Raw genomic sequence first — 19,449 nt, 5'->3', positions numbered from 1 at the left:
TCTGGTGGGGTTCTGGTGGGGTGTTGTTGTTCTTCTCCTTTTTGTGTTTTTTTTTTTTTTTTTCCCCCCCCCCCCCCCCCCCCCCCCCCCCCCCCCCCCCCCCACGCGCGCGTACGGCTCGCGTCCGCCCCGCCGAAAGTCGGAACCGTCTAGACAAGAAAAATGTTCGGTGAGACGGTGGACGCATGCAGGACGTCACCGTCATCGAGGACCCCGAGGCCGCCGTCGTCTCCCTGGACCCCACACGGGCCCGGCTGCTGGCCGAGCTGGCCGCCGGCCCGGCGTCGGCCGCCATGCTGGCCGGGAAGGTCGGGCTGCCCCGCCAGAAGGTGAACTACCACCTCAAGGCGCTGGAGCGGCACGGGCTGGTCGAACTGGCGGGTGAGCGCCGTAAGGGCAACGTCACCGAGCGGCTGATGCGCGCGACCGCGGCCTCGTACGTCATCTCGCCGCTCGCGCTCGCCGCCGTACAACCGGACCCGGACCGGTTCCGCGACCAGCTCTCCGCCCGCTGGCTGCTGGCGCTCGGCGCCCGGCTCGTGCGGGACGTCGGGTCGCTGATCACCGGGGCCGACAAGGCCCAGAAGCGGCTCGCCACCTACGCGCTGGACGGCGAGGTGCGCTTCGCCTCGGCCGCCGACCGGGCCGCGTTCGTGCAGGAACTGACCGCGGGCGTCGCGGCGTTGATCCGCAGGTACGACGCCCCGGACGCGGAAGGCGGCCGGGACCACCGGATCGTCGTCGCCGTCCACCCCACCCTCAAGCCCGAGGCCACGCCCGGCGCCCTGCCCGCCCCCTCGCCGGACCAGTAGGACTCAGGAGAAACCGTCATGTCCAAGGAATTCGAGATCGCCCGCGAGTTCGAGGTCGACGCCACACCCGAGCAGGTGTGGACGGCCTTCACCGCGGGGACCGGCGGCTGGCTGTGGCCGATGGAGGCGCCGGAGCCACGCGAGGGCGGCCGGGGGCCGTTCGGGTCCACCGTCACCGTCTGGGACCCGCCGCACCACTACACCAACCGGGTCGAGGACGCCGAGGGCGTCTCCGCACAGACCCTCAACCAGCTCGACTACACCATCGAGCCGCGCGACGAGGGCCGGCGTGCCTGGGTGCGGTACGTGCACAGCGGCATCTTCGTCGACGACTGGGACAACCAGTACGACGGCGCGAGCAAGCACACCGAGTTCTATCTGCACACCCTGCGCGAGTACCTGACCCACTTCTACGGCCGTCCCGTCGCCTTCACCACCTTCGACGGGCCCGAGGGCGGCCGGGCCCCGGACGCCCTCGCCACCGTCGCCCGGGCGCTCGGGCTCACCGACGGCACCGCCGCGGGAGACCGCGTCCAGGCGCGGGGCCCCGCGGGCCGGCCCCTGGCCGCCGTGGTCGACTACCGCGACCCGTACTTCATCGGGCTGCGGACCGACGACAGCCTCGTCCGGTTCTTCGGCCGCAACCACTGGGGTCACACCGTCGGCGTCAGCGTCCACGACTTCGCCCCGGACGCCGACGCCAAGGCCGACGAGGCCGCCTGGCAGGACTGGCTGACGAGTGTGTTCACCCGGTCCTGAGCGGGCCGGCCGGGCCGGGCCCCGTACTGCGCGGCGACGTGCCGGGTCCGGTGGAACGCACCGGACCCGGCCGGCCGGCGGCAGTCGCCGGCCGGCTCGCGCCTCGACCCGCCCGGTGGAACTCACCGGGCCCGGCTCGCGCGTCACTCCGTCCGGCGGCGGGCGCCGGACAGCGCCTACGGCTCGAACCGCAGCACCTGCGGGTCGTGGTCGCTGATCTGGTCGTTGAACTCCGAATTGATGTGCACGCTGTCGTAGTCGAGACCGCAGCCGCGCCGGATCGACGGGCTGACCAGGATCTGGTCCAGGACCTGCTGGTTGCCCTGGTAGTCGTAGGTGTAACGCTCGCTCTTCGGCAGCGACTTGATCGCCGACCAGAGTTCGCCGTCACCCTCCAGGATCTTGGCGGTGTCGGAGAAGTCGAAGTCGTTCATGTCGCCGAGCGCGATGACGTCCGCGTTCTTCTGGGTGTCCAGGATCTGCTTGACGAAGGCGTTCACCGCGGTCGCCTGCAGATGACGCTGGACCTCCGAGCTGCGCACCACGGGCTGGTACTGCGAGGTCAGTCCCTGGTCGCCGCCCTTGGAGTTGAGGTGGTTGGCGATCACGAAGACCGTACGGCCGCGGAAGACGAACTCCCCGGCCAGCGGCTTGCGGCTGGCGTTCCACGCGGTGTTCGCCGGGTCCACGCGGCCGGGCGAGACGGTCAGCTGCGCCTTGCCGCGCACCTTCGTGACGCCGACGGCGGTCGTGGAGTCGCCGCCCGCCCGGTCGGTGAAGGAGACCCGCTCCGGGTTGAACAGGAAGACCTGACGGATGTTGCCGCCGGGCTCACCGCCGTCCGCGCCGTTGACCGGGTCGATGGACCGCCACTGGTAGGCCGGGCCGCCGGCCGCCACGATCGCGTCGATGAGCTTGCCCACCGTCACGTCGGCGGCGACCGTACCGTCGTTCGTCGCGCCGTTGTTGTCCTGGATCTCCTCCAGGGACACGATGTCGGGCGACTTCAGGTTGTGCACGATCGCGGCGGCGTGCTCCTCGAACGTGGCGTCGGACGGGTCGAGGTTCTCGACGTTGTACGTCGCCACCGCCAGCTCCCCGCGCCGCTGCGGACGCGTGCTCTCGCGCTGCAACCCACCGCTCTTCAGGGCGCCGAGCTCGGTGGCGACGAGGGTGTAGCCGCCGAACTGGTTGTAGTCCAGCGGCCCCGCGGTCGTACCGGTGAGGGTGTCGCCGACGTTCGCCTTCGGGAAGTCGGCGGTCGCGCCGAGCGACTGGATCTGCAGCCGGCCGGTGTTCTGGGAGTCGTAGGAACCGTAGAGCGTGCCGCCGCGCCGCGTGCTGTTCTCACGGGGCTTCACCGTCACCCACAACTCGGTGTACGGGTCGGTGGCGGTGACGACGCGGACGTCGGAGACCCGGACGTTCATGCCCTCAAGGGACTCGTAGTAGTCCAGGGCGTACTTCGCCGGGTTCAGGGGCAGGCCGTTGACCGAGTTGCCCGCGGCCGGGTCGCCGGCCGGCGTGTAGGCGGCCGGGACCGAGTGGGCGTCGACGACCTGCGCGGCCGGGACGGCGTTGCCGCTGGAGACGACCGTGACGGTCGGCTTGGTGATCTCCGTCACCGACTGGTTCCCGCCGGCCGCGCCGCCCGGCACGAACTCCGAGACCGTGCCCGTCACGGTGACCGAGTCGCCGACCGCGACCTTCGGTACGGAGCTGGTGAAGACGAAGACACCCTCACTGGTGGCCGGGTTGTCGTCCGGGGTCGGGTCCTGGATCCAGAAGCCGCGGGACGAACCGTAGGCGCGCACCCCGGTGACGATGCCCGCCACGTCGGTGACCTGCCGGCCGGCGTAGGGGGACGTCCGGGTGCTGCCCTGGATGTCGTGGATGCGCACGGAGTCCGCGTGCGCGGGGGAGGTGAGGACGACGATGGACGCCGCGGAACAGACGGCGGCGACGGTGAGCGCGGCGAGGCGCGCGGAAGACTTGCTCGGCAACGGAATCCCTCCGGGGACATACGTGAGCGCCGGGACGAGGGTGGTGGAGCGGGAGCCGCGACCTGTGGGGCGGAGGCGACGCGCGTAGAAATTCCGGTGAACAGCTGTCCGCTGGACTTCTACGCGCGTCAATCTCCTGCCTGGCAAGGCGAGTTGTCAAGGTTTCGGCCAGGTCCGGAACCTGGCCGAGACATGAACCGGGCGGCATGGGTGGAAATCCGTCTAGGCTGAGCGGCTGAGCCGTATGGGCTTCCCTTCCAAGGCGCCTAGGAGAAACACCCGATGTCAGACAGCTCCCCCCTGCCGCCGGTACTGCTGCACCCGGATGCGGAGCTGGCGCGGGACGCGCTGTCCACGCCACTGCTCTCCCGGGCGGTGCGGCTCGCCCGCTGGGCCGGTCCCGACACCCGGGTCGACACCGGCGGGGCACTGGTCGACGAGCAGGTGCCGGCCGCCGCCGAGGCTCTCGGACTGAGCGGGGACGACGCGGCGGCCCTGGCGAGCGAGGCATGGCGGGTCGCCCTGGACGCGGGACTCGTGGAGGTCGCCGACGAGGAGGCGGGCACCGTCGAGGCGGGCGAGGACCTGGCCCTGCTGAGCGGCGGCTCCCCGCAGGACGTGCTCGGTGTCTGGCAGGCGGCCCTGGAGGCGGTACTGGCCGACGCCGCCCTGCCCGACCTCGACGACCTGGCCGACGCGATGGACGCCGACGGCGAGATCGACTTCTCCGCCCTCGACTGGGACCCGGAAGCGGAGGCCGAGTTCCTCGACGGCGTGCTCGGCAACCTCTACCTGCTCACCGTCAGCGAGGAGGGCCCCGGCCAGGTGCCCGTGCCCCTGCCCGCGCTCGCCGCCTCCATGATCGTGCCCGGCGACATGGGTGAGCCCACCAACGACATGCTGGAGCAGGTGTCCGACGCCATGATGCGGCTGGACGACCAGTTCCGGCTGCTCGCGCCGGTCGGCCTGGTCGAGTACCAGCCGGTCGACGAGACGCTGATGGCCGAGGCCGAGGCGGAGCCCGCCGCCCCGGTCGACGAGACGGACGTGACCCGCTACGGCATGGTGCGGCTGACCCCGCTCGGCCTGTACGGGCTGCGGGCGCGACTCCTGGAGGCCGGCTTCGGCGCGCCCGCCGTCGGAGAACTCGCCGACAAGGGGGCCGACGCGCTGCTCGACCAGACCTCGCACTTCCCGCCGGCCGCCGCCCAGGCGGAGACCGAACAGTGGCTGGCACGCCGCGAACAGCTCACGGCGGCACGGGAGTTGCTGGCGGCGGCCCGCGGGGCCGACACGGGTGCGCCGCTGCGTCGGCTGCGCTGCCAGCAGGCGCTGTCCCTGGTGGGCGCCGAGGCGGAACCGGCCCTGCGGGAGGTGCTCGACGACGCCGAACTCGGCGGGCTCGCCCGGGTCTGGCTCAGCGAGCGGGGCGCGTCCGAGGTCCCGGCGCCGTCCGAGGAGATGGTGTTCTGGCTGACCGTCGACACGCTCGCCGCGCAGCTCGCCGCGGAGGGCAACTCGGAGGAGCTGCAAGCCCTGGTGGAGGGGCTCGCGATGCAGCACAGCGGGTTCTTCGCGGCCGCCTGGCGGGTGGACCACCCCGGGACTGCGGACGTGCTGGAGGCGATGGGGCGGCTGCATCCGGACAAGAGGATCGCCAAGGAGGCGCGGAAGGCGGCGTTCAAGGCGCGGTCGCAGCAAGGGGGGTGACCTCGTGGTCGCCGTCCACCGTGCCGGTGGGGGGTGACCTGGGGTGGTCGGGCGGGCCCGGTCGGGGTGGGTGAGTGCTTCGCCGGGTGGGCGGGCGGGTGCGGGTGCGGGGGCGTTGGGGTTGTCTGCGCGGTTCCCCGCGCCCCTGTCTGGTGCGGTGCGGTGCGGTGCGGTGGGGTGCGTTGTCGGCTGCGGGTGGTTTGTGGCTGGTCGCGCGGTTCCCCGCGCCCCTGTTCGTGTGCGGTGTGTTGTCGGGTGCGGGGGCGTTGGGGTCGTCTGCGGTTCCCCGTGCCCCTGTCCGTTGTCTGGGCGGGTGCGTTGTGGGGTGCGGTTGGCTGGTGGATTTGCGGGGTTCCCCGCGCCTCCTCACGTCCGGGTTCTCGTTTCGGGGGCTTGGCTCGGGTGGGTGGTTTTTTGGTGGCGTTGGGTGTGTGCTTACGGGTTCATGGAATACAGGCCGGTGAAGTCGTCCGGCGTTAATCTCCCGTTCAGGAGCGGGCGGGAGCGTGGCGCCGATCGAGCTCCGCCACCCTCCACGGCAGACCCACCGTCACAGGAGACACCATGTCGCTCACCCGCAGGGACTTCGCCAGAAAATCCGCGATCACCGGTGCGGGGGTCGCGCTGGCGGGCAGTGTCGGCGCGCTCGCCACCGCACCGAACGCCCTCGCGTCCACCGACACCGAGAGCCTCGGGGAGGAGTCGGCGGCCGCTCACGGCGGTGTCGGTTACGGGCCGCTGGTCCCCGACCCGAAGGGCATCCTCGCCCTGCCCGCCGGCTTCAGGTACCGCGTCATCACCTACAGCGGGAAGACCACGCTGGAGTCCGGTGAGAGCACCCCGTCCAACCACGACGGCACCGCCACCTTCGACGGCCCGCGCGGCGCGACCCTGCTCGTCAACAACCACGAACTCAAGGGCCCCCGGGCCGGCTGGACCCACCCCGTGCCGCTCACCGAGGGCCTCGTCTACGACCCCGCAGCCGCCGGTGGCTGCACGGTCGTCGAGGTGCGTCACGACCACGTCGCCGAGTGGGTCGGCATCGCCGGCACCTCCACCAACTGCGCGGGCGGCAGCACTCCTTGGGGCACCTGGCTCACCTGCGAGGAGACCGAGGACAAGGCCGGCCAGAACGGCATGACCAAGGACCACGGCTACGTCTTCGAGGTCGACCCCGCCGACCGCCGGGCCAACCGCAGCCCCAAGCCGATCAAGGCGCTGGGCCGTTACGCCCACGAGGCCGTCGTCGTCGACCCCAAGCGCGGGCACCTCTACCTCACGGAGGACGCCTCCGGCCCCAACGGCCTGCTCTACCGCTGGACCCCGCCCGAGCACTTCCACCACGGCCGCGGCAAGCTGCGCACCCTCGCCGACGACGCCGGCGTCCTCCAGGCGTTCAAGTGCTTCGACTCCGGCGGCAAGTTCGTCGACGACCTGTCCCGCGCCACGAAGATCGGCACGGTGTACGGCGTCGACTGGGTCGACGTCCCCGACCGTGACGCGAAGACCACGTCCGTCCGCAAGCAGTTCACCGACGGCCAGGTCACCCGCGCCCGCAAGCTCGAAGGCATGTGGTGGGGCGACGGCGGCACCTACATCGTCTCCTCGTACGCCCGCACCGAGAGCCCCGTCCAGCACGACGGCGCGGTCTGGTTCTACGACCCCAAGCGCCGCACCCTCACCCTGAAGGTGCTGCTCGGCGTGAACCCCGACCCGTCCGTCGACGGCGCCTTCGACGGCCCCGACAACATCACCGTCTCCCCGTACGGCGGCCTCGTCATCGCCGAGGACGGCGAGGGTGTCCAGCACCTGTTCGGCGCCACCGACAGCGGCCGCACCTACCCGATCGCCCGCAACGAACTCAACATCGGCACCGAAGAGGCCCCGGAGTACAGCGAGTTCACCGGCGTCACCTTCTCGCCCGACGGCCACACCCTGTTCGCCAACATCCAGACGCCCGGCATCATGCTCGCCATCACCGGCCCCTGGAAGCGGCAGAAGCGCGGCTAAAAGCTTGCAGGGAAGCAACACCTTGATTCCCTGCAAACCCTTAGTGCCGCGACGGGCAGCGTTCGCCCCGGCACGACGCCCGGCACGCACTCTCGCCGCACCGGACGCCGCTCCTCGACGGGTGAACGTCGCCTGTCGCGGCACTGGTTAATTCGCTCGCTCCTCCCGAGTTGCGCCTCCTACAGTGAGATCAGAACGGCACGCACTCCCGGTGCGAAGGCAGCGGCTACTTCTCTTCCAAGGAATTCACGCCGCCGCCGGCTTGATCTCGGGAGGCGCAGCTCATGGTGGGTGCCCGGTGCGCAGGCAACGGTTACTTCAGGGATCGGAAGGTCGCGGGTTCGAGTCCCGTCATCGGCCCAGGGCCGGTGTAGCTCAATGGGAAGAGCGTCCGGTGATAAGTCCGTCGCCGACTCCTGATCTCGGGCACCCTCCTTCTCTGCGTCTCCTTCCGGAACACCCACAGGAATTCGGGGGGAATTCACCATGGCGCGATTCAACAAGAAGGCCGCCAAGGCGCAGCCCACCTCGCGCGTCACGTCGACGGGCCGGGTGCTGCGTACGTACCAGGGCGGCCTCGGCCGTGAGCGCGACGCGCGCTCCGAACTCTTCCTGCTGTCGCTGGCCAACTTCGTCTCGCAGCAGACCTTCTACGAGACCGGTGCCGCCCGCGACGACCGGTTCGCCACACTGGTGCGCGAGCTCGCCGTCAGCGACCCGTTCTGGACGGCGGGCCTGCTGGGCTGGCTGCGGGGCGAGGGCAACCTCCGTACCGCCTCGATCGTGGGCGCCGCCGAGTACGTGAAGGCACGTCTCGACGCGAGCGCCACCGACGGCCCCTCGAACCGGCAGGTCGTGGCCTCCGTGCTGCGGCGGCCCGACGAGCCCGGCGAACTGCTCGCGTACTGGACGGCGACGTACGGCCGCGGTGTTCCCAAGCCGGTCAAGCGCGGCATCGCCGACGCCGTACGGCACCTGTACAGCGGCAGGTCCCTGCTGAAGTACGACACGGCGTCCAGGGGCTACCGCTTCGGCGACATCCTCAACCTGGTGCACGCCGTACCGGACCCCGCCAAGCCGGGGCAGGGCGAGCTGTTCCGCTACGCCCTCGACCGCCGGCACCACCCGGACACCGCCGTACCGCCCGCCTCGGACCGGGTCCTGACCGCGCACCGCGAGCTGATGGTCCTGCCGGTCGCGGAGCGGCGCGCGGCGGTCACCTCGGCGGGCGGCGCCGAGCGGCTCGCGGCGGCGGGCATGACGTGGGAGGCCCTGGCGGGCTGGCTCCAGGGGCCGATGGACAAGGCGGCGTGGGAGGCGGTGATCCCGTCCATGGGCGTGATGGCGCTCGTGCGCAACCTGCGCAACTTCGACGAGGCCGGCGTGTCCGACGAGGTGGCCGCACAGGTCGCCGCGCGGATCAGCGACCCGGCGGAGGTGGCGCGCTCGCGGCAGTTCCCCTTCCGCTACCTCGCCGCGCACCGGCACGCGCCCTCGCTGCGCTGGGCGTACCCGCTGGAGCGGGCGCTCGGCCACTCGCTGGCGAACGTGCCGGCGCTGCCCGGCCGGACGCTGGTGCTGGTGGACCGTTCGGGCTCGATGTTCTACTCGCGTCTCTCGGACCGCTCGGAGCTCAACCGGGCCGACGCGGCGGCGGTCTTCGGTACGGCGCTCGCGCTGCGGGCGGCCGACGCGGATCTCGTGGAGTTCGGCACGTCGAGCAGGCGGGTGAAGTTCCGTGCGGGCGAGTCGGTGCTGAAGATCCTGGAGCGCTTCGGCGACCTGGGCGGCACCGACACCGTCCAGGCGGTGCGCCGCCACTACCGCCGGCACGACCGGGTGCTGATCGTCACCGACGAGCAGTACGCCTACAGCTCGCACGGCGACCCGACCGAGCAGGTGCCGGCGAACGTGCCGGTCTACACCTGGAACCTGGCCGGATACCGGGCGGGTCACGGCCCGTCCGGCAAGGGCAACCGGCACACCTTCGGCGGCCTCACGGACGCGGCCTTCCGGATGGTGCCGCTGCTGGAGGGCGCCCGGGACGCGGACTGGCCGTGGGCCGCCTGACGGCCGGGTGACGAGGCGAGGCGAGCGGGGTCCGCACGGCGGTGCGGACCCCGCTCTTGCCTGCGCGGCGAAGTGACATCTAACATTTCAGTGCATGGACGCCCTACGGCCCGTGCGCCGCATCCTGCTCCGGGACCGCGCCTACGAAGCGATCCGGGACGCCATCGTCGCCGGGGAGATCGAGCCCGGCGCGGTGGTGCGTGACGCCGAGCTGGCGGAGGGGCTCGGGCTGTCCCGGGCGCCGGTGCGCGAGGCGTTCAGCCGCCTGGTCGACGAGGGGCTCCTCGAAAGCAAGCCGCAGAGCTACACGCGGGTCACGCCGGTCGTGGCCGCCGACGTGCGTGACGCGGCCGCCGTGGTGGGCGCCATGCACGAGCTGGTCACGCGGGTCGGTGTGGGCCGGCTGTTCGCGGCGGACGTCGAGGCGATGCGGGCGGCCAACGAGCGGTTCGCGGCGGCCGTCCGCACGGGCGAGGTGGACGCGGCCCTGCGCGCCGACGACGAACTGCACGACGTCCTGGTCCGCGCCGCCGGCAACCGGGCCGCCGCCGCGACCATCGCCCGCTACACCCCGCTGATCCGGCGTCTGGAGCGACGGCGCTTCGGTGAGGGCACCGCCTGCCGCTCGACCGGGCTGCACGAACGGCTGATCGAAGCCTGCGCGAACGGCGACACCGACAGCGCGGTCGGTGTCACCGCGGAGATCTGGCGCGGACTCGCGGACATGGACGCGACCGCCGACGAAGAGGCCCACTGACTTCCCGGAGGCTCGCATGTCCCTCTCCTCGTACGAGCGTTACCCACTCCTCTTCGGCCCCTCACCGGTGCACCCGCTGGAGCGGCTCTCCGCGCACCTCGGCGGAGCCGCGCTCTGGGCCAAGCGCGAGGACTGCAACTCCGGTATCGCCTACGGCGGCAACAAGACCCGCAAGCTGGAGTACCTGGTCGCCGACGCGCTCGCCCAGGGCTGCGACACGCTCGTCTCGATCGGCGGGGTGCAGTCCAACCACACCCGGCAGGTCGCCGCGGTCGCCGCCCGCGCCGGACTCGCGTGCGTGCTGGTGCAGGAGAGCTGGGTGGAGTGGCCCGACTCCGTGTACGACAAGGTCGGCAACATCCTGATCAGCAGGCTCGCGGGAGCGGACGTACGGCTGGTGCGCGCCGGGTTCGGGATCGGGTTCAAGGAGAGCTGGGAACAGGCGCTCCGGGAGGTCGAGGAGAGGGGCGGCAAGCCCTACGCCATTCCCGCCGGCGCCTCCGACCATCCGCTCGGCGGCCTCGGCTTCGCCGGCTGGGCCCACGAGGTCGCCGAACAGGAGTGGGCGGCGGGGGTCTTCTTCGACACCGTGGTGGTGTGCTCGGTGACGGGCTCGACGCAGGCCGGCATGATCGCCGGTTTCCGGGCGCTGGAGGAGGCGGGCGGCCGGCCGCGCCGGGTCATCGGCGTCGACGCGTCCGCGAACCCCGCCCGCACCCGTGACCAGATCGCGCGGATCGCCCACAACACCGGGCAACTCATCGGCGTGAAGAAGGAGTTGACCGAGGAGGACGTCGAGCTGGACGAGCGGTACCACGCGGGCACGTACGGCGTTCCGGACGAGGCCACGCTGGCGGCCATGCGGCTGGCGGCCCGCACCGAGGGCATGGTCACCGACCCCGTGTACGAGGGGAAGTCGATGGCGGGAATGATCGACCTGGTGTCCCGCGGCGAGATCGGCCGGGACTCGACCGTGCTCTACGCGCACCTGGGCGGACAGCCCGCCCTCAACGCCTACAGCGCGCTGTTCTAGTGCCGGGACAGGGCGTGCCGGGCGCCGCGACGGGGCGGACGTCGCCTGTCACGGCACTGGGCGACCCGCTGCCGCTTGGGACCGCGCACGCCGGGGCGGCCCCCGGTCGGGGGCGCCCACGACGGCGGGCCGTGCGGGCTACAGCGCCTGCGCGCCCGGCTTGACCATGTTGCGGACCGTGCGGGCCTTCACGAAGTCGCCGATCGCGGTCATCTCCCACTCGCCGGAGAACTGCTTGATCAGCTTGGCCATCAGCACGCCCGTCTGCGGTTCGGCGCCGGTGAGGTCGAAGCGGACGAGCTCCTCGCCGCTCGCCGCGTCCAGGAGACGGCAGTAGGCCTTGGCGACCTCGGTGAACTTCTGGCCGGAGAAGGAGTTGACCGTGAAGACCAGACCGGTGACCTCCTGCGGGAGCCGGCCGAGGTCGACCACGATCACCTCGTCGTCCCCGCCGCCCTCGCCGGTGAGGTTGTCGCCGGAGTGCTTGATCGCGCCGTTCACGATGGACAGTTTGCCGAAGTAGCAGCTGTCGATGTGGTTGCGCTGCGGGCCGTACGCGATGACCGAGGCGTCCAGGTCGATGTCCTTGCCGCGGAACGCGGGCTCCCAGCCCAGACCCATCTTGACCTGCGAGAACAGCGGACGGCCGCCCTTGACGAGGGAGACGGTCTGGTTCTTCTGGAGGCTGACCCGGCCCTTGTCGAGGTTGATCTTCCCGGCGCCGGGGGCCGGCGCTGCGGTGGGTGGGGCCGGGGGCCCGGCGGGGGCCGGCGGCGCGGCGACGCGCGGGTCCGCGGAAGGCGGCGGCGGGGCCTGCACAGCGGGCCGTGGCGGGGCGGCCGGGGCCGCGGCGGGCGCCGGTTCCTCCACGGTGACGCCGAAGTCGGTGGCGATGCCCGCGAGGCCGTCGGCGTATCCCTGGCCTACGGCGCGGGCCTTCCAGGCGCCGTTGCGGAGGTAGACCTCCACGATCACCAGCGCCGTCTCGCCGCCGAGCTGCGGGGGAGTGAAGGTGGCCAGGACGCTGTTGTCGTCAGCGTTGCGGAGGGTGGCTGTCGGCTCGATGCCCTGGAAGGTCTGGCCCGCGGCGTCCGGGCTGGCGGTGACGACGATCTTCTCGATGCCGGGCGGGACGGCGGTGGTGTCGACGGTGATCGCGTCGGGGGCCGTGCCGCCGCCCGAGCGGTAGGTCACGCCCGGGCCGTTCGGCTGGTTGTAGAAGATGAAGTCGTCGTCGGAGCGCACCTTGCCGTCGGCGGTGAGCAGCAGGCTCGACACGTCGAGCCGCACGGGGGCGGTGACGTCCACCGTCACGCGGGGGGCGGACAGAGGGATGTTCGAGCCTGGGGTCATAGCTGTCATGCCTGGTGAACGAGCGAGGGCGTTTTACCGTTCCCTTACCGTGGGCCGATTGGTGGGCCCGGTTCTTTCGCCCCCGCCGCCCCTTCCCGTCCCGTCCCTGGGGGTTGCGCCCCCAGGCCCCCGGTATCGGCCCGAACGGCCTCGTCCTCAAACGCCGGACGGGCTGGGAGGGTCTTCGCCGGGCGGGCTGGAAGTGTCAGGCCGTCCGGGCTGGGAGGGTCTTCGCCGGACGGGCTGGGAGGGTCTCCGCCGGACGGGCTGGGAGGGTCTCCGCCGGACGGCTGGAGGGCTTTCACGGCACCACCACGATCTTCCGCCCACGCCCGCCGCGAACTGCTCCAGCGCCTGCGGGTAGCGGTCCAGGGGGATGCGGTCGCTGATGAAGACGTCGGGGTCCAGGACTCCGCCCGCGAACAGCTCGGCCGCCCGCTCGAAGCTGTGCAGGACCGCCATCGAGCTGGTGATGGTGATCTCCTGGTTGTAGATGCGGTACGGGTCGCTGGTCACGCGGGTGGCGTAGTCGGCGACCCCGAACTGGAGGAACGTACCGGCCTTCGCCCCCCGCTCCAGGCCGTCCTGGATCGCCGCCGCGTTGCCCGTGGCGTCCATGAACGGGGTCCACTGCCACACCAGCGACGCCTCGACCGCGAGCAGCGGGGTGCTGGAGATCCAGTCGGGTTGGGGGCCGCCCACATAGTGCAACAACCCGTTCAACAGGCCGTATTCGGGGTTGTAGAGCACATGCTTCCAGAGCAGGGCCGCCGCCACCGGGACCACCAGGAAGGGCGCGATGAGCAGGGTGCGGACCACGCCCCGGCCGCGGAACCTGCGGTCCAGCAGGAGCGCCAGGGCCAGGCCCAGGAGCAGGCTGGCCAGCACCACCGCGACCGTGAGAGGAGTCCGTCTTCTCGACCGGGGCGGGGGCGTAGCCGAGCTTGCCCTTGACCGGGGACTTGGCCGCCTCCAGGGAACCGGCGGCGGAGGTGGCGTCGTACCACATGGCGACCTTGCCCTGGGTGAGGTTGTTGAGGCACTCGGCGAAGCCGGACTGGGGGGCGCCGGACTCGCCGTGCTCATCTGGGGGTTGTTGACCATCAGGACGTTGATCGAGTCGCCGCCCGATCCGGCCCCGCCCGCCCCGACCCAGCAGCCGGAGAGCAGCGGGGCGAGCAGCGTCCCTGCGGCGGCCATGGCGAGCGTGGCTCGCGGCCTCCGTCGGCTCCGGGTTCGCATGGATCGCTCCTGGACGTAGGGGAATTGCGGAGGATTCGTTAGATAAGGGGCATGGCGGGGTAGGGGAGTCGGCCTCTCCGGCCTTCCGGAGGAGTCAGACGCGGATGACCTGGGGCCCCAGCAGGGAGTACCGGTGGGCCTCGGCCGAGGGCAGCAGGGTGCTCGTGACGATCGTCTCCAGCGCGCCGATCTCGCCGAACCGGCAGAAGCTGACCGCGCCGAACTTGGTGTGCACGCCCGCGAACACGGTGCGCCGGGAGGCGCGGACCGCCTGCGCCTTGACCTCGCTGACGGCGGGGTCGGGCGTGGTCAGGCCGTGCTCGCGGGAGATGCCGTTGGCGCCGATGTACGCCAGGTCGATGACGAAGCCGGCGAGCATCTTCGTCGTCCAGTGGTCGACGGTCGCCAGGGTGCCGGAGCGGACCCGGCCGCCGAGCAGCAGCACCGAGACGCCGTCCGCCCCGGCGAGCGCGCCCGCCACCGGCAGGGACGCGGTGACCACGGTCAGCGGCCGGTCCCGCGGCAGTGCCTCGGCGATGAGCTGCGGGGTGAAGCCCTCGTCGACGAAGACCGTCTCGGCGTCACCGAGCAGTTCGGCCGCGGCGGCCGCGATCCGGCGCTTCTCCGGCACATGGCTGGTGGCGCGGAAGGCGAGCGTCGTCTCGAACCCGGCGCTCTCCACGGGATAGGCGCCGCCGTGGGTACGGCGGACCAGCCCGTGGTCCTCCAGCGCGCGCAGATCCCGCCGCACGGTCTCCTTGGCCACGCCCAGTGCGGCGGCGAGCGCGGTCACGTCGACCGAGCCGGTGTGGCGCGCGGTCCGCACGATCTCGCGCTGACGCTCTTCCGCCGTCCTGATGTGCATGGCCGCCACCCGCTTCCGTGCCCGTCTCGTCCCGCGCCTGCCTGCCCGTTCAGGCCCGGTCGGGCCCATGGGGGAAGTTCTACAGCGGGTGCGTGGCACTGACCAGGTCTGTTGCAGACCCGATGCTGCCCGGGCGCGCCCGTTTCGGCCGGGCCCCTGCCCGTCGCGGACCTGCGCGGCTGCCGGACGGCGGGTGGGAACGGTCGGCACGGATGCCCGAACACGGCGGCGGGCGGGCCCGTTCGGTGCCCGCCCGCCGTGTGGGTGTGCTTCGGCTTCGGCTTCCGTGTGTGTCAGTAGGGCCAGATCGGCGGGTCGTTGACGAAGTGGCCGCCCAGGTGGGCGTGCGCCACGTTGTCCGGGTCGAGCTCACCCTGCTCGGCGACGAGTTTCGCGGCGTACGGCTCGGAGTCGTCCTGCGGCTCGTAACCGAGCGCCCGCGCGCTGCTCAGGTCCCACCACAACCGGGTGTTCGCGGAGGAGCCGTAGACGACGGTGTGACCGACGTTCTCGGCGGTGAGGGCCGCGTGGAAGAGCCGGGCACCGTCGGGCGGGCTCATCCACAGCGACAGCATGCGCACGCTGGTCGGCTCGGGGAAGCAGGAGCCGATGCGGACGGAGACGGTCTCCAGGCCGTGCCGGTCCCAGTAGAGCTGCGCGAGGTCCTCGCCGAAGGACTTCGACAGGCCGTAGAAGGTGTCGGGGCGGCGCGGGGTGTCGACCGGGATCAGTGCGTCGGGGGCGAGCGGTGTGTCGCCCGGCGGGCGGGGGGTGTAGCCCACCGCGTGGTTGGAGGAGGCGAAGACGATCCGGGCGACGCCTTCCTCGCGGGCGGCCTCGTACAGGTTGTACGTCCCCTCGATGTTCGCCCGCAGGATCTTCTCGAACGGGGCTTCCAGGGAGATGCCCGCGAGGTGGATGATCGCGTCGACGCCCCGCACGGCCTCGCGCACGGCGTCCTTGTCGGCGAGGTCCGCGGTGATCGCGTCCGGCTCGCCCTCGATCGGGCGCAGGTCGAGCAGGCGCAGGTCGTAGCCGAAGGCCGGCAGCAGGTTCTGCATCAGGGAGCCGAGCCCGCCGGCGGCGCCGGTGAGCAGAACGGTGCGGGGAGCGGGCATCCTCGGTTCTCCTTGGTTCGGCGGCCGCGCGTAGGCGACTTCACTCGTGGACGTTATTCACATGCGTGGACAAGCTAAGGATGCCGTGTCCCGCCCGTCAAGTGCGTCGCCGACCTGGGAAATCTACTCTTCGGTTGACCTTTTGGGCGCTTGACCCGCCCTGATGGGGCTCCTTAGGGTAGATGCGTTCATAAATGTAGACGTTGATCAGAAGAACGTACGCGTCTGTCCTAGGGAGAGCCCGTGACGCAAGCCCTGCTCGCCGCTCGACTCAGCGCCCCCGGCGGGCCGCTGTTCTTCCCCGTCACCGCCTACGGCCCCGACGGCTCCGTCGACCTCGACGTCTACCGCGCGCATGTGCGCCGGGGCGTGGACGCCGGGGCCGCCGCCGTCTTCGCGTGCTGCGGCACCGGGGAGTTCCACGCCCTCACGCCGGAGGAGTTCGAGACCTGCGTGCGGGCGGCCGTCGAGGAGACCGCCGGGCGGGTGCCGGTCGTCGCGGGCGCCGGGTACGGCACCGCGCTCGCCGTGCGGTACGCGCGTCTCGCCGCGGCGGCCGGCGCCGACGGGCTGCTCGCCATGCCTCCCTACCTGGTGGTCGCCGGACAGGAGGGACTGCTGCGGCACTACCGCGAAGTGGCCGCGGCGACCTCCCTGCCCGTCGTCGTCTACCAGCGCGACAACGCCGTGTTCACCCCGCGGACCGTCGTCGAACTGGCGCGCACCGAGGGGATCATCGGGTTCAAGGACGGCCTCGGCGACCTCGACCTCATGCAGCGGATCATCAGCGCCGTCCGCACCGAGGTCCCCGGCGACTTCCTCTACTTCAACGGGCTGCCGACCGCCGAACAGACCCAGCTCGCCTACCGGGCGGTCGGCATCACCCTCTACTCCTCCGCCGTGTTCTGCTTCGCCCCGGAGATCGCCCTCGCCTTCTGCGCCGCCCTGAACTCCGGCGACGACACCACCGTGCACCGGCTCCTGGACGGTTTCTTCCGGCCCTTCGTCGAACTGCGCGCGCAGGGCCGCGGGTACGCCGTCGCCCTGGTCAAGGCCGGCGTACGGCTGCGGGGCCTCGACGTGGGGGAGGTGCGGCCCCCGCTGCACGAGCCGAGCGAGGATCATGTCAAGCAGCTCGCGCAGGTGATCGAACGCGGGTACGCGCTCATCGAGGAGGACAAGTGAAGGCGTCGGCGTTCGTCTACCCCTGGGACGTCAACGGGGATCCCGCGGCACCCGAGCGCATCGCCGCCCTGGGCGTGGAACAGGTGACGCTCGCCGCCGCCTACCACTCCACGCGCGCGCTCACCCCCCGCCACCCGCGCCACCGCGTCGTCACCGCCGAGTACGCCGCCGTGCTGTATCCGCCCGGCGACCGCTGGGAGGGCCGCACCCCGCGCCCCCACCCGGCGGGCGACTGGGCCCCCGGGGACGCGTTCGGCGAGGCCGCCGGCGCGCTCGCGGACGCCGGCCTGGAAGTGCACACCTGGGTCGTCCTCGCGCACAACTCCCGCCTGGGCGCCGAACATCCGGACACCTCGGTCGTCAACGCCTACGGCGACCGCTACCCCTGGGCGCCCTGCATCGCCCAGCCCGCCACCCGCGCCTACCTCGTCGCCCTGGCCGCCGAGGCGGGGGTACGGCCCGGGGCGCGCGGCACCGAACTGGAGTCCCTGGGCTGGTACGGGCTCCAGCACCTGCACGCCCACGACAAGACCGCCGGGGTCGGGCTCGGCGACGCCGGGCAGTACCTGATGGCGCTGTGCTTCTGCCCGGCCTGCCGGGAGGGCTACGGCCGGCAGGACCTGGACGCCGACGCGCTCGCGGCCGCCGTACGGGCCGCGCTGGCACCGGTCTGGCAGGGCGCGACCTCCGACGGCGGATGGGCCGGCGTCGGGAAACTGCTCGGCGAGACCCTCGCGAACGCCACGCGGGCCTGGCGCGCGGAGGCCGCCCGCACCCTCCAGGAGGCGGCCGTCGCCGCGGTCCGGGAGGCAGCCCCCGACGGTTTCCAGGTGCTGCTGCACGCCGACCCCGTGTGGTACCACGTCGGTGCGAACCCGGGTGTGGACCCCGCGCACATCCTGTCCGTCGCGGACGGCGTCGTCGTGCCCTGCGCGGGCGGACCCGGCCCGCTGACCCCCTTCGCGGAGCAGCGCCGGGCGGGCGCCGTCCTCGCCGCCAACTTCACCGTGGTCTCGGGCATGGGCGGCAACCCGTACACCCTGGCCGCGGACGCCGCCCTCGCCCGCGATCACGGCGCGACCGAACTGCGCCTGTATCACGCCGGGTTGGCGTCGGACGGCGATCTGTCGGTGATCCGGGAGGCGCTCACGGGGCGGTGAGCCGGGACGAGAGCCGCCCGGGCCCACCGCGCTTGCCCGGAGGCATCCCGCCCTGGACCCACCCATCCGGAACGCGGGCGCAGGCGGCTCCCGGGGTTACGCGGCTCCCGGGGTCATACGGCCTTGAGTTGAGGCGGCTCCCGGGATCACACGGCTCCCGGGCTCATCCGTGTCCGGGCTCCTCCGGCTCCCGGCGTCACGCGCCTCCCAGGCCCGTCCGAACGCGGGCTGAGGCGCCTCCCGGGCTCACCCGCCCCGCGCGGGCTCATCGAGCCCCCGGTCTCACCCGGCCGACCCCCGAGCCTGCGGCTTGCCCGGTCTCACCCGGCCGACCCCCGCCCCCGGCCTGCCCGGTCTGAGCCCCCGGCCTGCCCGGTCTGACCGAATGCATCGGGTATCGGGCTCCCACCCGCCGGGCCCGCCCGGACCGGGTGCCGGGCACCGCGATCTCCCCGCCCCGCCCCGCCCCGACCGCGAGCGAGTCCGCACCCGCGCGGGTCCGCACCCGCGCGGGTCCGCACCCGGCCCCCACCCCGTCGACCGATGAGTTCCGCCGTTCCGGTCGGTCCATCCTCCGGGAATCGAATCGTGAGGAGCAGCGGATGACCGACACCACCTTCGATCTCGGGCCACAGGCGCGGATCGTGGCCCGGCTCGCGGAGGGCGTGCGTGACGAGCGGCTGGGGGACGGAACACCGTGTCCGGGCTGCGCGGTGCGCAACATGCTGGGGCACCTGGCCGGCCTGTCCGTCGCCTTCCGGGAGGCCGCCCGCAAGGACCTGGGCGCCACGACCGACACCCCGCCGGACGCGGCCGTGCCCGACATCGGCCCGGACTGGCGCGAGGAACTGCCCAAGGCGCTCGACGAACTCGCCGACGCGTGGCGCGACCCGGCCGCCTGGACCGGCATGACCCGGGCCGGGGGAGTGGACCTGCCCGGCTCGCTCGCGGCCGCCGTGGCCGCCGACGAACTGGTGATCCACGGCTGGGACCTGGCCCGGGCGACCGGCCAGTCCTACGAGCCCGACCCCGCGGCACTGCGGGCGGCCCACGGCTTCCTCCACGCGGCAGCCGAGGACCCGGCCGGCGGCCAGGGGGCCTTCGGGCCCGTGGTGGCCGTCCCGGCCGGCGCCCCGCTGCTGGACCGCGCGGTCGGCCTGAGCGGGCGCGATCCGGGGTGGCAGCAGAGGGCCTGACCTGGAGAAACCCCGGTCCGCACGCCGGAGGCGTGGGCAGAGGCGGGGGGGGGGCGGACGCCCCCCGCTCCCCCCCCCCCCCCCTTCCCCGGGGTGGCCCCCTCGCCCCGACACCCCCCCAGAAAACCCCACCCCCCCTCCCCGAAAAACTGCAAAAAAACAAGGGACCCCCCCCC

General features: G+C 72.4%; 14 protein-coding genes and 2 pseudogenes. 10 read left to right on the top strand and 6 right to left on the bottom strand.

Annotation, left to right across the window (positions count from 1 at the left end; translation table 11 throughout):
- Positions 1-185: 185 nt before the first annotated feature.
- Both AC07AZ_RS30560 and AC07AZ_RS30555 read left to right on the top strand, forming a co-directional pair.
- Positions 186-812: an ArsR/SmtB family transcription factor gene (locus tag AC07AZ_RS30560; protein WP_478853440.1), complete on the top strand. Its 627-nt coding sequence runs from the start codon at positions 186-188 to the stop codon at positions 810-812.
- An 18-nt stretch (positions 813-830) separates the two neighbouring features.
- On the top strand, positions 831-1,571 hold the full coding sequence (locus AC07AZ_RS30555; RefSeq protein WP_478853438.1) for an SRPBCC family protein: 741 nt from the start codon (positions 831-833) through the stop codon (positions 1,569-1,571).
- Between the two features lie 176 nt (positions 1,572-1,747).
- Here AC07AZ_RS30555 and AC07AZ_RS30550 read toward each other — a convergent pair whose 3' ends face one another.
- Positions 1,748-3,574, bottom strand: coding sequence for an endonuclease/exonuclease/phosphatase family protein (locus tag AC07AZ_RS30550; RefSeq protein WP_478853436.1), 1,827 nt, complete (start codon positions 3,572-3,574; stop codon positions 1,748-1,750).
- 282 nt (positions 3,575-3,856) lie between these two features.
- Between AC07AZ_RS30550 and AC07AZ_RS30545 the strand changes: the two genes are divergently transcribed.
- From AC07AZ_RS30545 to AC07AZ_RS30525, 5 genes are all read left to right on the top strand, one after another.
- Entirely contained in the window at positions 3,857-5,284 is a 1,428-nt protein-coding gene (locus AC07AZ_RS30545) for a hypothetical protein (protein WP_478853434.1), read from the top strand.
- A 564-nt stretch (positions 5,285-5,848) separates the two neighbouring features.
- Complete coding sequence (locus AC07AZ_RS30540; RefSeq protein WP_478853432.1) at positions 5,849-7,294, top strand: alkaline phosphatase PhoX; 1,446 nt, start codon at positions 5,849-5,851, stop codon at positions 7,292-7,294.
- 486 nt (positions 7,295-7,780) lie between these two features.
- Entirely contained in the window at positions 7,781-9,364 is a 1,584-nt protein-coding gene (locus tag AC07AZ_RS30535; RefSeq protein WP_478853430.1) for a TROVE domain-containing protein, read from the top strand.
- A 94-nt stretch (positions 9,365-9,458) separates the two neighbouring features.
- Positions 9,459-10,121, top strand: coding sequence for a GntR family transcriptional regulator (locus AC07AZ_RS30530; RefSeq protein ID WP_478853428.1), 663 nt, complete (start codon positions 9,459-9,461; stop codon positions 10,119-10,121).
- Between the two features lie 16 nt (positions 10,122-10,137).
- Positions 10,138-11,154, top strand: a complete 1,017-nt coding sequence (locus AC07AZ_RS30525; RefSeq protein WP_478853426.1) for a 1-aminocyclopropane-1-carboxylate deaminase — start codon at positions 10,138-10,140, stop codon at positions 11,152-11,154.
- A gap of 138 nt (positions 11,155-11,292) precedes the next feature.
- Here the strand turns inward: AC07AZ_RS30525 and AC07AZ_RS30520 are convergent, their stop codons facing one another.
- From AC07AZ_RS30520 to AC07AZ_RS30500, 5 genes and pseudogenes are all read right to left on the bottom strand, one after another.
- Entirely contained in the window at positions 11,293-12,507 is a 1,215-nt protein-coding gene (locus AC07AZ_RS30520; RefSeq protein ID WP_478853424.1) for a TerD family protein, read from the bottom strand.
- Positions 12,508-13,122: 615 nt separating this feature from the next.
- Positions 13,123-13,410: pseudogene (locus tag AC07AZ_RS30515) on the bottom strand (sugar ABC transporter permease); the annotation flags it as partial.
- Positions 13,409-13,591: pseudogene (locus AC07AZ_RS30510) on the bottom strand (sugar ABC transporter substrate-binding protein); the annotation flags it as partial. The pseudogenes AC07AZ_RS30510 and AC07AZ_RS30515, both read right to left, overlap by 2 nt.
- Before the next feature lie 252 nt (positions 13,592-13,843).
- Positions 13,844-14,614, bottom strand: a complete 771-nt coding sequence (locus AC07AZ_RS30505; RefSeq protein WP_478853422.1) for a DeoR/GlpR family DNA-binding transcription regulator — start codon at positions 14,612-14,614, stop codon at positions 13,844-13,846.
- 293 nt (positions 14,615-14,907) lie between these two features.
- Positions 14,908-15,732, bottom strand: coding sequence for an NAD-dependent epimerase/dehydratase family protein (locus tag AC07AZ_RS30500; protein WP_478853420.1), 825 nt, complete (start codon positions 15,730-15,732; stop codon positions 14,908-14,910).
- Positions 15,733-15,975: 243 nt separating this feature from the next.
- On the opposite strand from AC07AZ_RS30500, the gene AC07AZ_RS30495 reads away from it, so the two are divergent.
- The 3 genes from AC07AZ_RS30495 (at position 15,976) to AC07AZ_RS30485 (ending at position 19,273) form a co-directional block, all read left to right on the top strand.
- Complete coding sequence (locus AC07AZ_RS30495; protein ID WP_478853418.1) at positions 15,976-16,917, top strand: 5-dehydro-4-deoxyglucarate dehydratase; 942 nt, start codon at positions 15,976-15,978, stop codon at positions 16,915-16,917.
- Positions 16,914-18,077: a hypothetical protein gene (locus AC07AZ_RS30490; RefSeq protein WP_478853416.1), complete on the top strand. Its 1,164-nt coding sequence runs from the start codon at positions 16,914-16,916 to the stop codon at positions 18,075-18,077. Before AC07AZ_RS30495 ends, AC07AZ_RS30490 begins: the two co-directional genes overlap by 4 nt.
- Before the next feature lie 602 nt (positions 18,078-18,679).
- Positions 18,680-19,273: a TIGR03086 family metal-binding protein gene (locus tag AC07AZ_RS30485; RefSeq protein WP_478853414.1), complete on the top strand. Its 594-nt coding sequence runs from the start codon at positions 18,680-18,682 to the stop codon at positions 19,271-19,273.
- Positions 19,274-19,449: the final 176 nt, after the last annotated feature.

This window comes from Streptomyces sp. NPDC043878 (assembly GCF_056435735.1).
Note: the sequence above shows the minus strand (reverse complement) of the source record. Positions and strands in the feature narration are given on the sequence as shown.

What these genes read in the sequence shown, in the direction of transcription:
- AC07AZ_RS30560 (WP_478853440.1), top strand. Translation starts at nt 186, where the DNA reads ATGCAGGACGTCACCGTCATCGAGGACCCCGAGGCCGCCGTCGTCTCC.
- AC07AZ_RS30555 (WP_478853438.1), top strand. Translation starts at nt 831, where the DNA reads ATGTCCAAGGAATTCGAGATCGCCCGCGAGTTCGAGGTCGACGCCACA.
- AC07AZ_RS30545 (WP_478853434.1), top strand. Translation starts at nt 3,857, where the DNA reads ATGTCAGACAGCTCCCCCCTGCCGCCGGTACTGCTGCACCCGGATGCG.
- AC07AZ_RS30540 (WP_478853432.1), top strand. Translation starts at nt 5,849, where the DNA reads ATGTCGCTCACCCGCAGGGACTTCGCCAGAAAATCCGCGATCACCGGT.
- AC07AZ_RS30535 (WP_478853430.1), top strand. Translation starts at nt 7,781, where the DNA reads ATGGCGCGATTCAACAAGAAGGCCGCCAAGGCGCAGCCCACCTCGCGC.
- AC07AZ_RS30530 (WP_478853428.1), top strand. Translation starts at nt 9,459, where the DNA reads ATGGACGCCCTACGGCCCGTGCGCCGCATCCTGCTCCGGGACCGCGCC.
- AC07AZ_RS30525 (WP_478853426.1), top strand. Translation starts at nt 10,138, where the DNA reads ATGTCCCTCTCCTCGTACGAGCGTTACCCACTCCTCTTCGGCCCCTCA.
- AC07AZ_RS30520 (WP_478853424.1), bottom strand. Translation starts at nt 12,507, where the DNA reads ATGACCCCAGGCTCGAACATCCCTCTGTCCGCCCCCCGCGTGACGGTG.
- AC07AZ_RS30505 (WP_478853422.1), bottom strand. Translation starts at nt 14,614, where the DNA reads ATGCACATCAGGACGGCGGAAGAGCGTCAGCGCGAGATCGTGCGGACC.
- AC07AZ_RS30500 (WP_478853420.1), bottom strand. Translation starts at nt 15,732, where the DNA reads ATGCCCGCTCCCCGCACCGTTCTGCTCACCGGCGCCGCCGGCGGGCTC.
- AC07AZ_RS30485 (WP_478853414.1), top strand. Translation starts at nt 18,680, where the DNA reads ATGACCGACACCACCTTCGATCTCGGGCCACAGGCGCGGATCGTGGCC.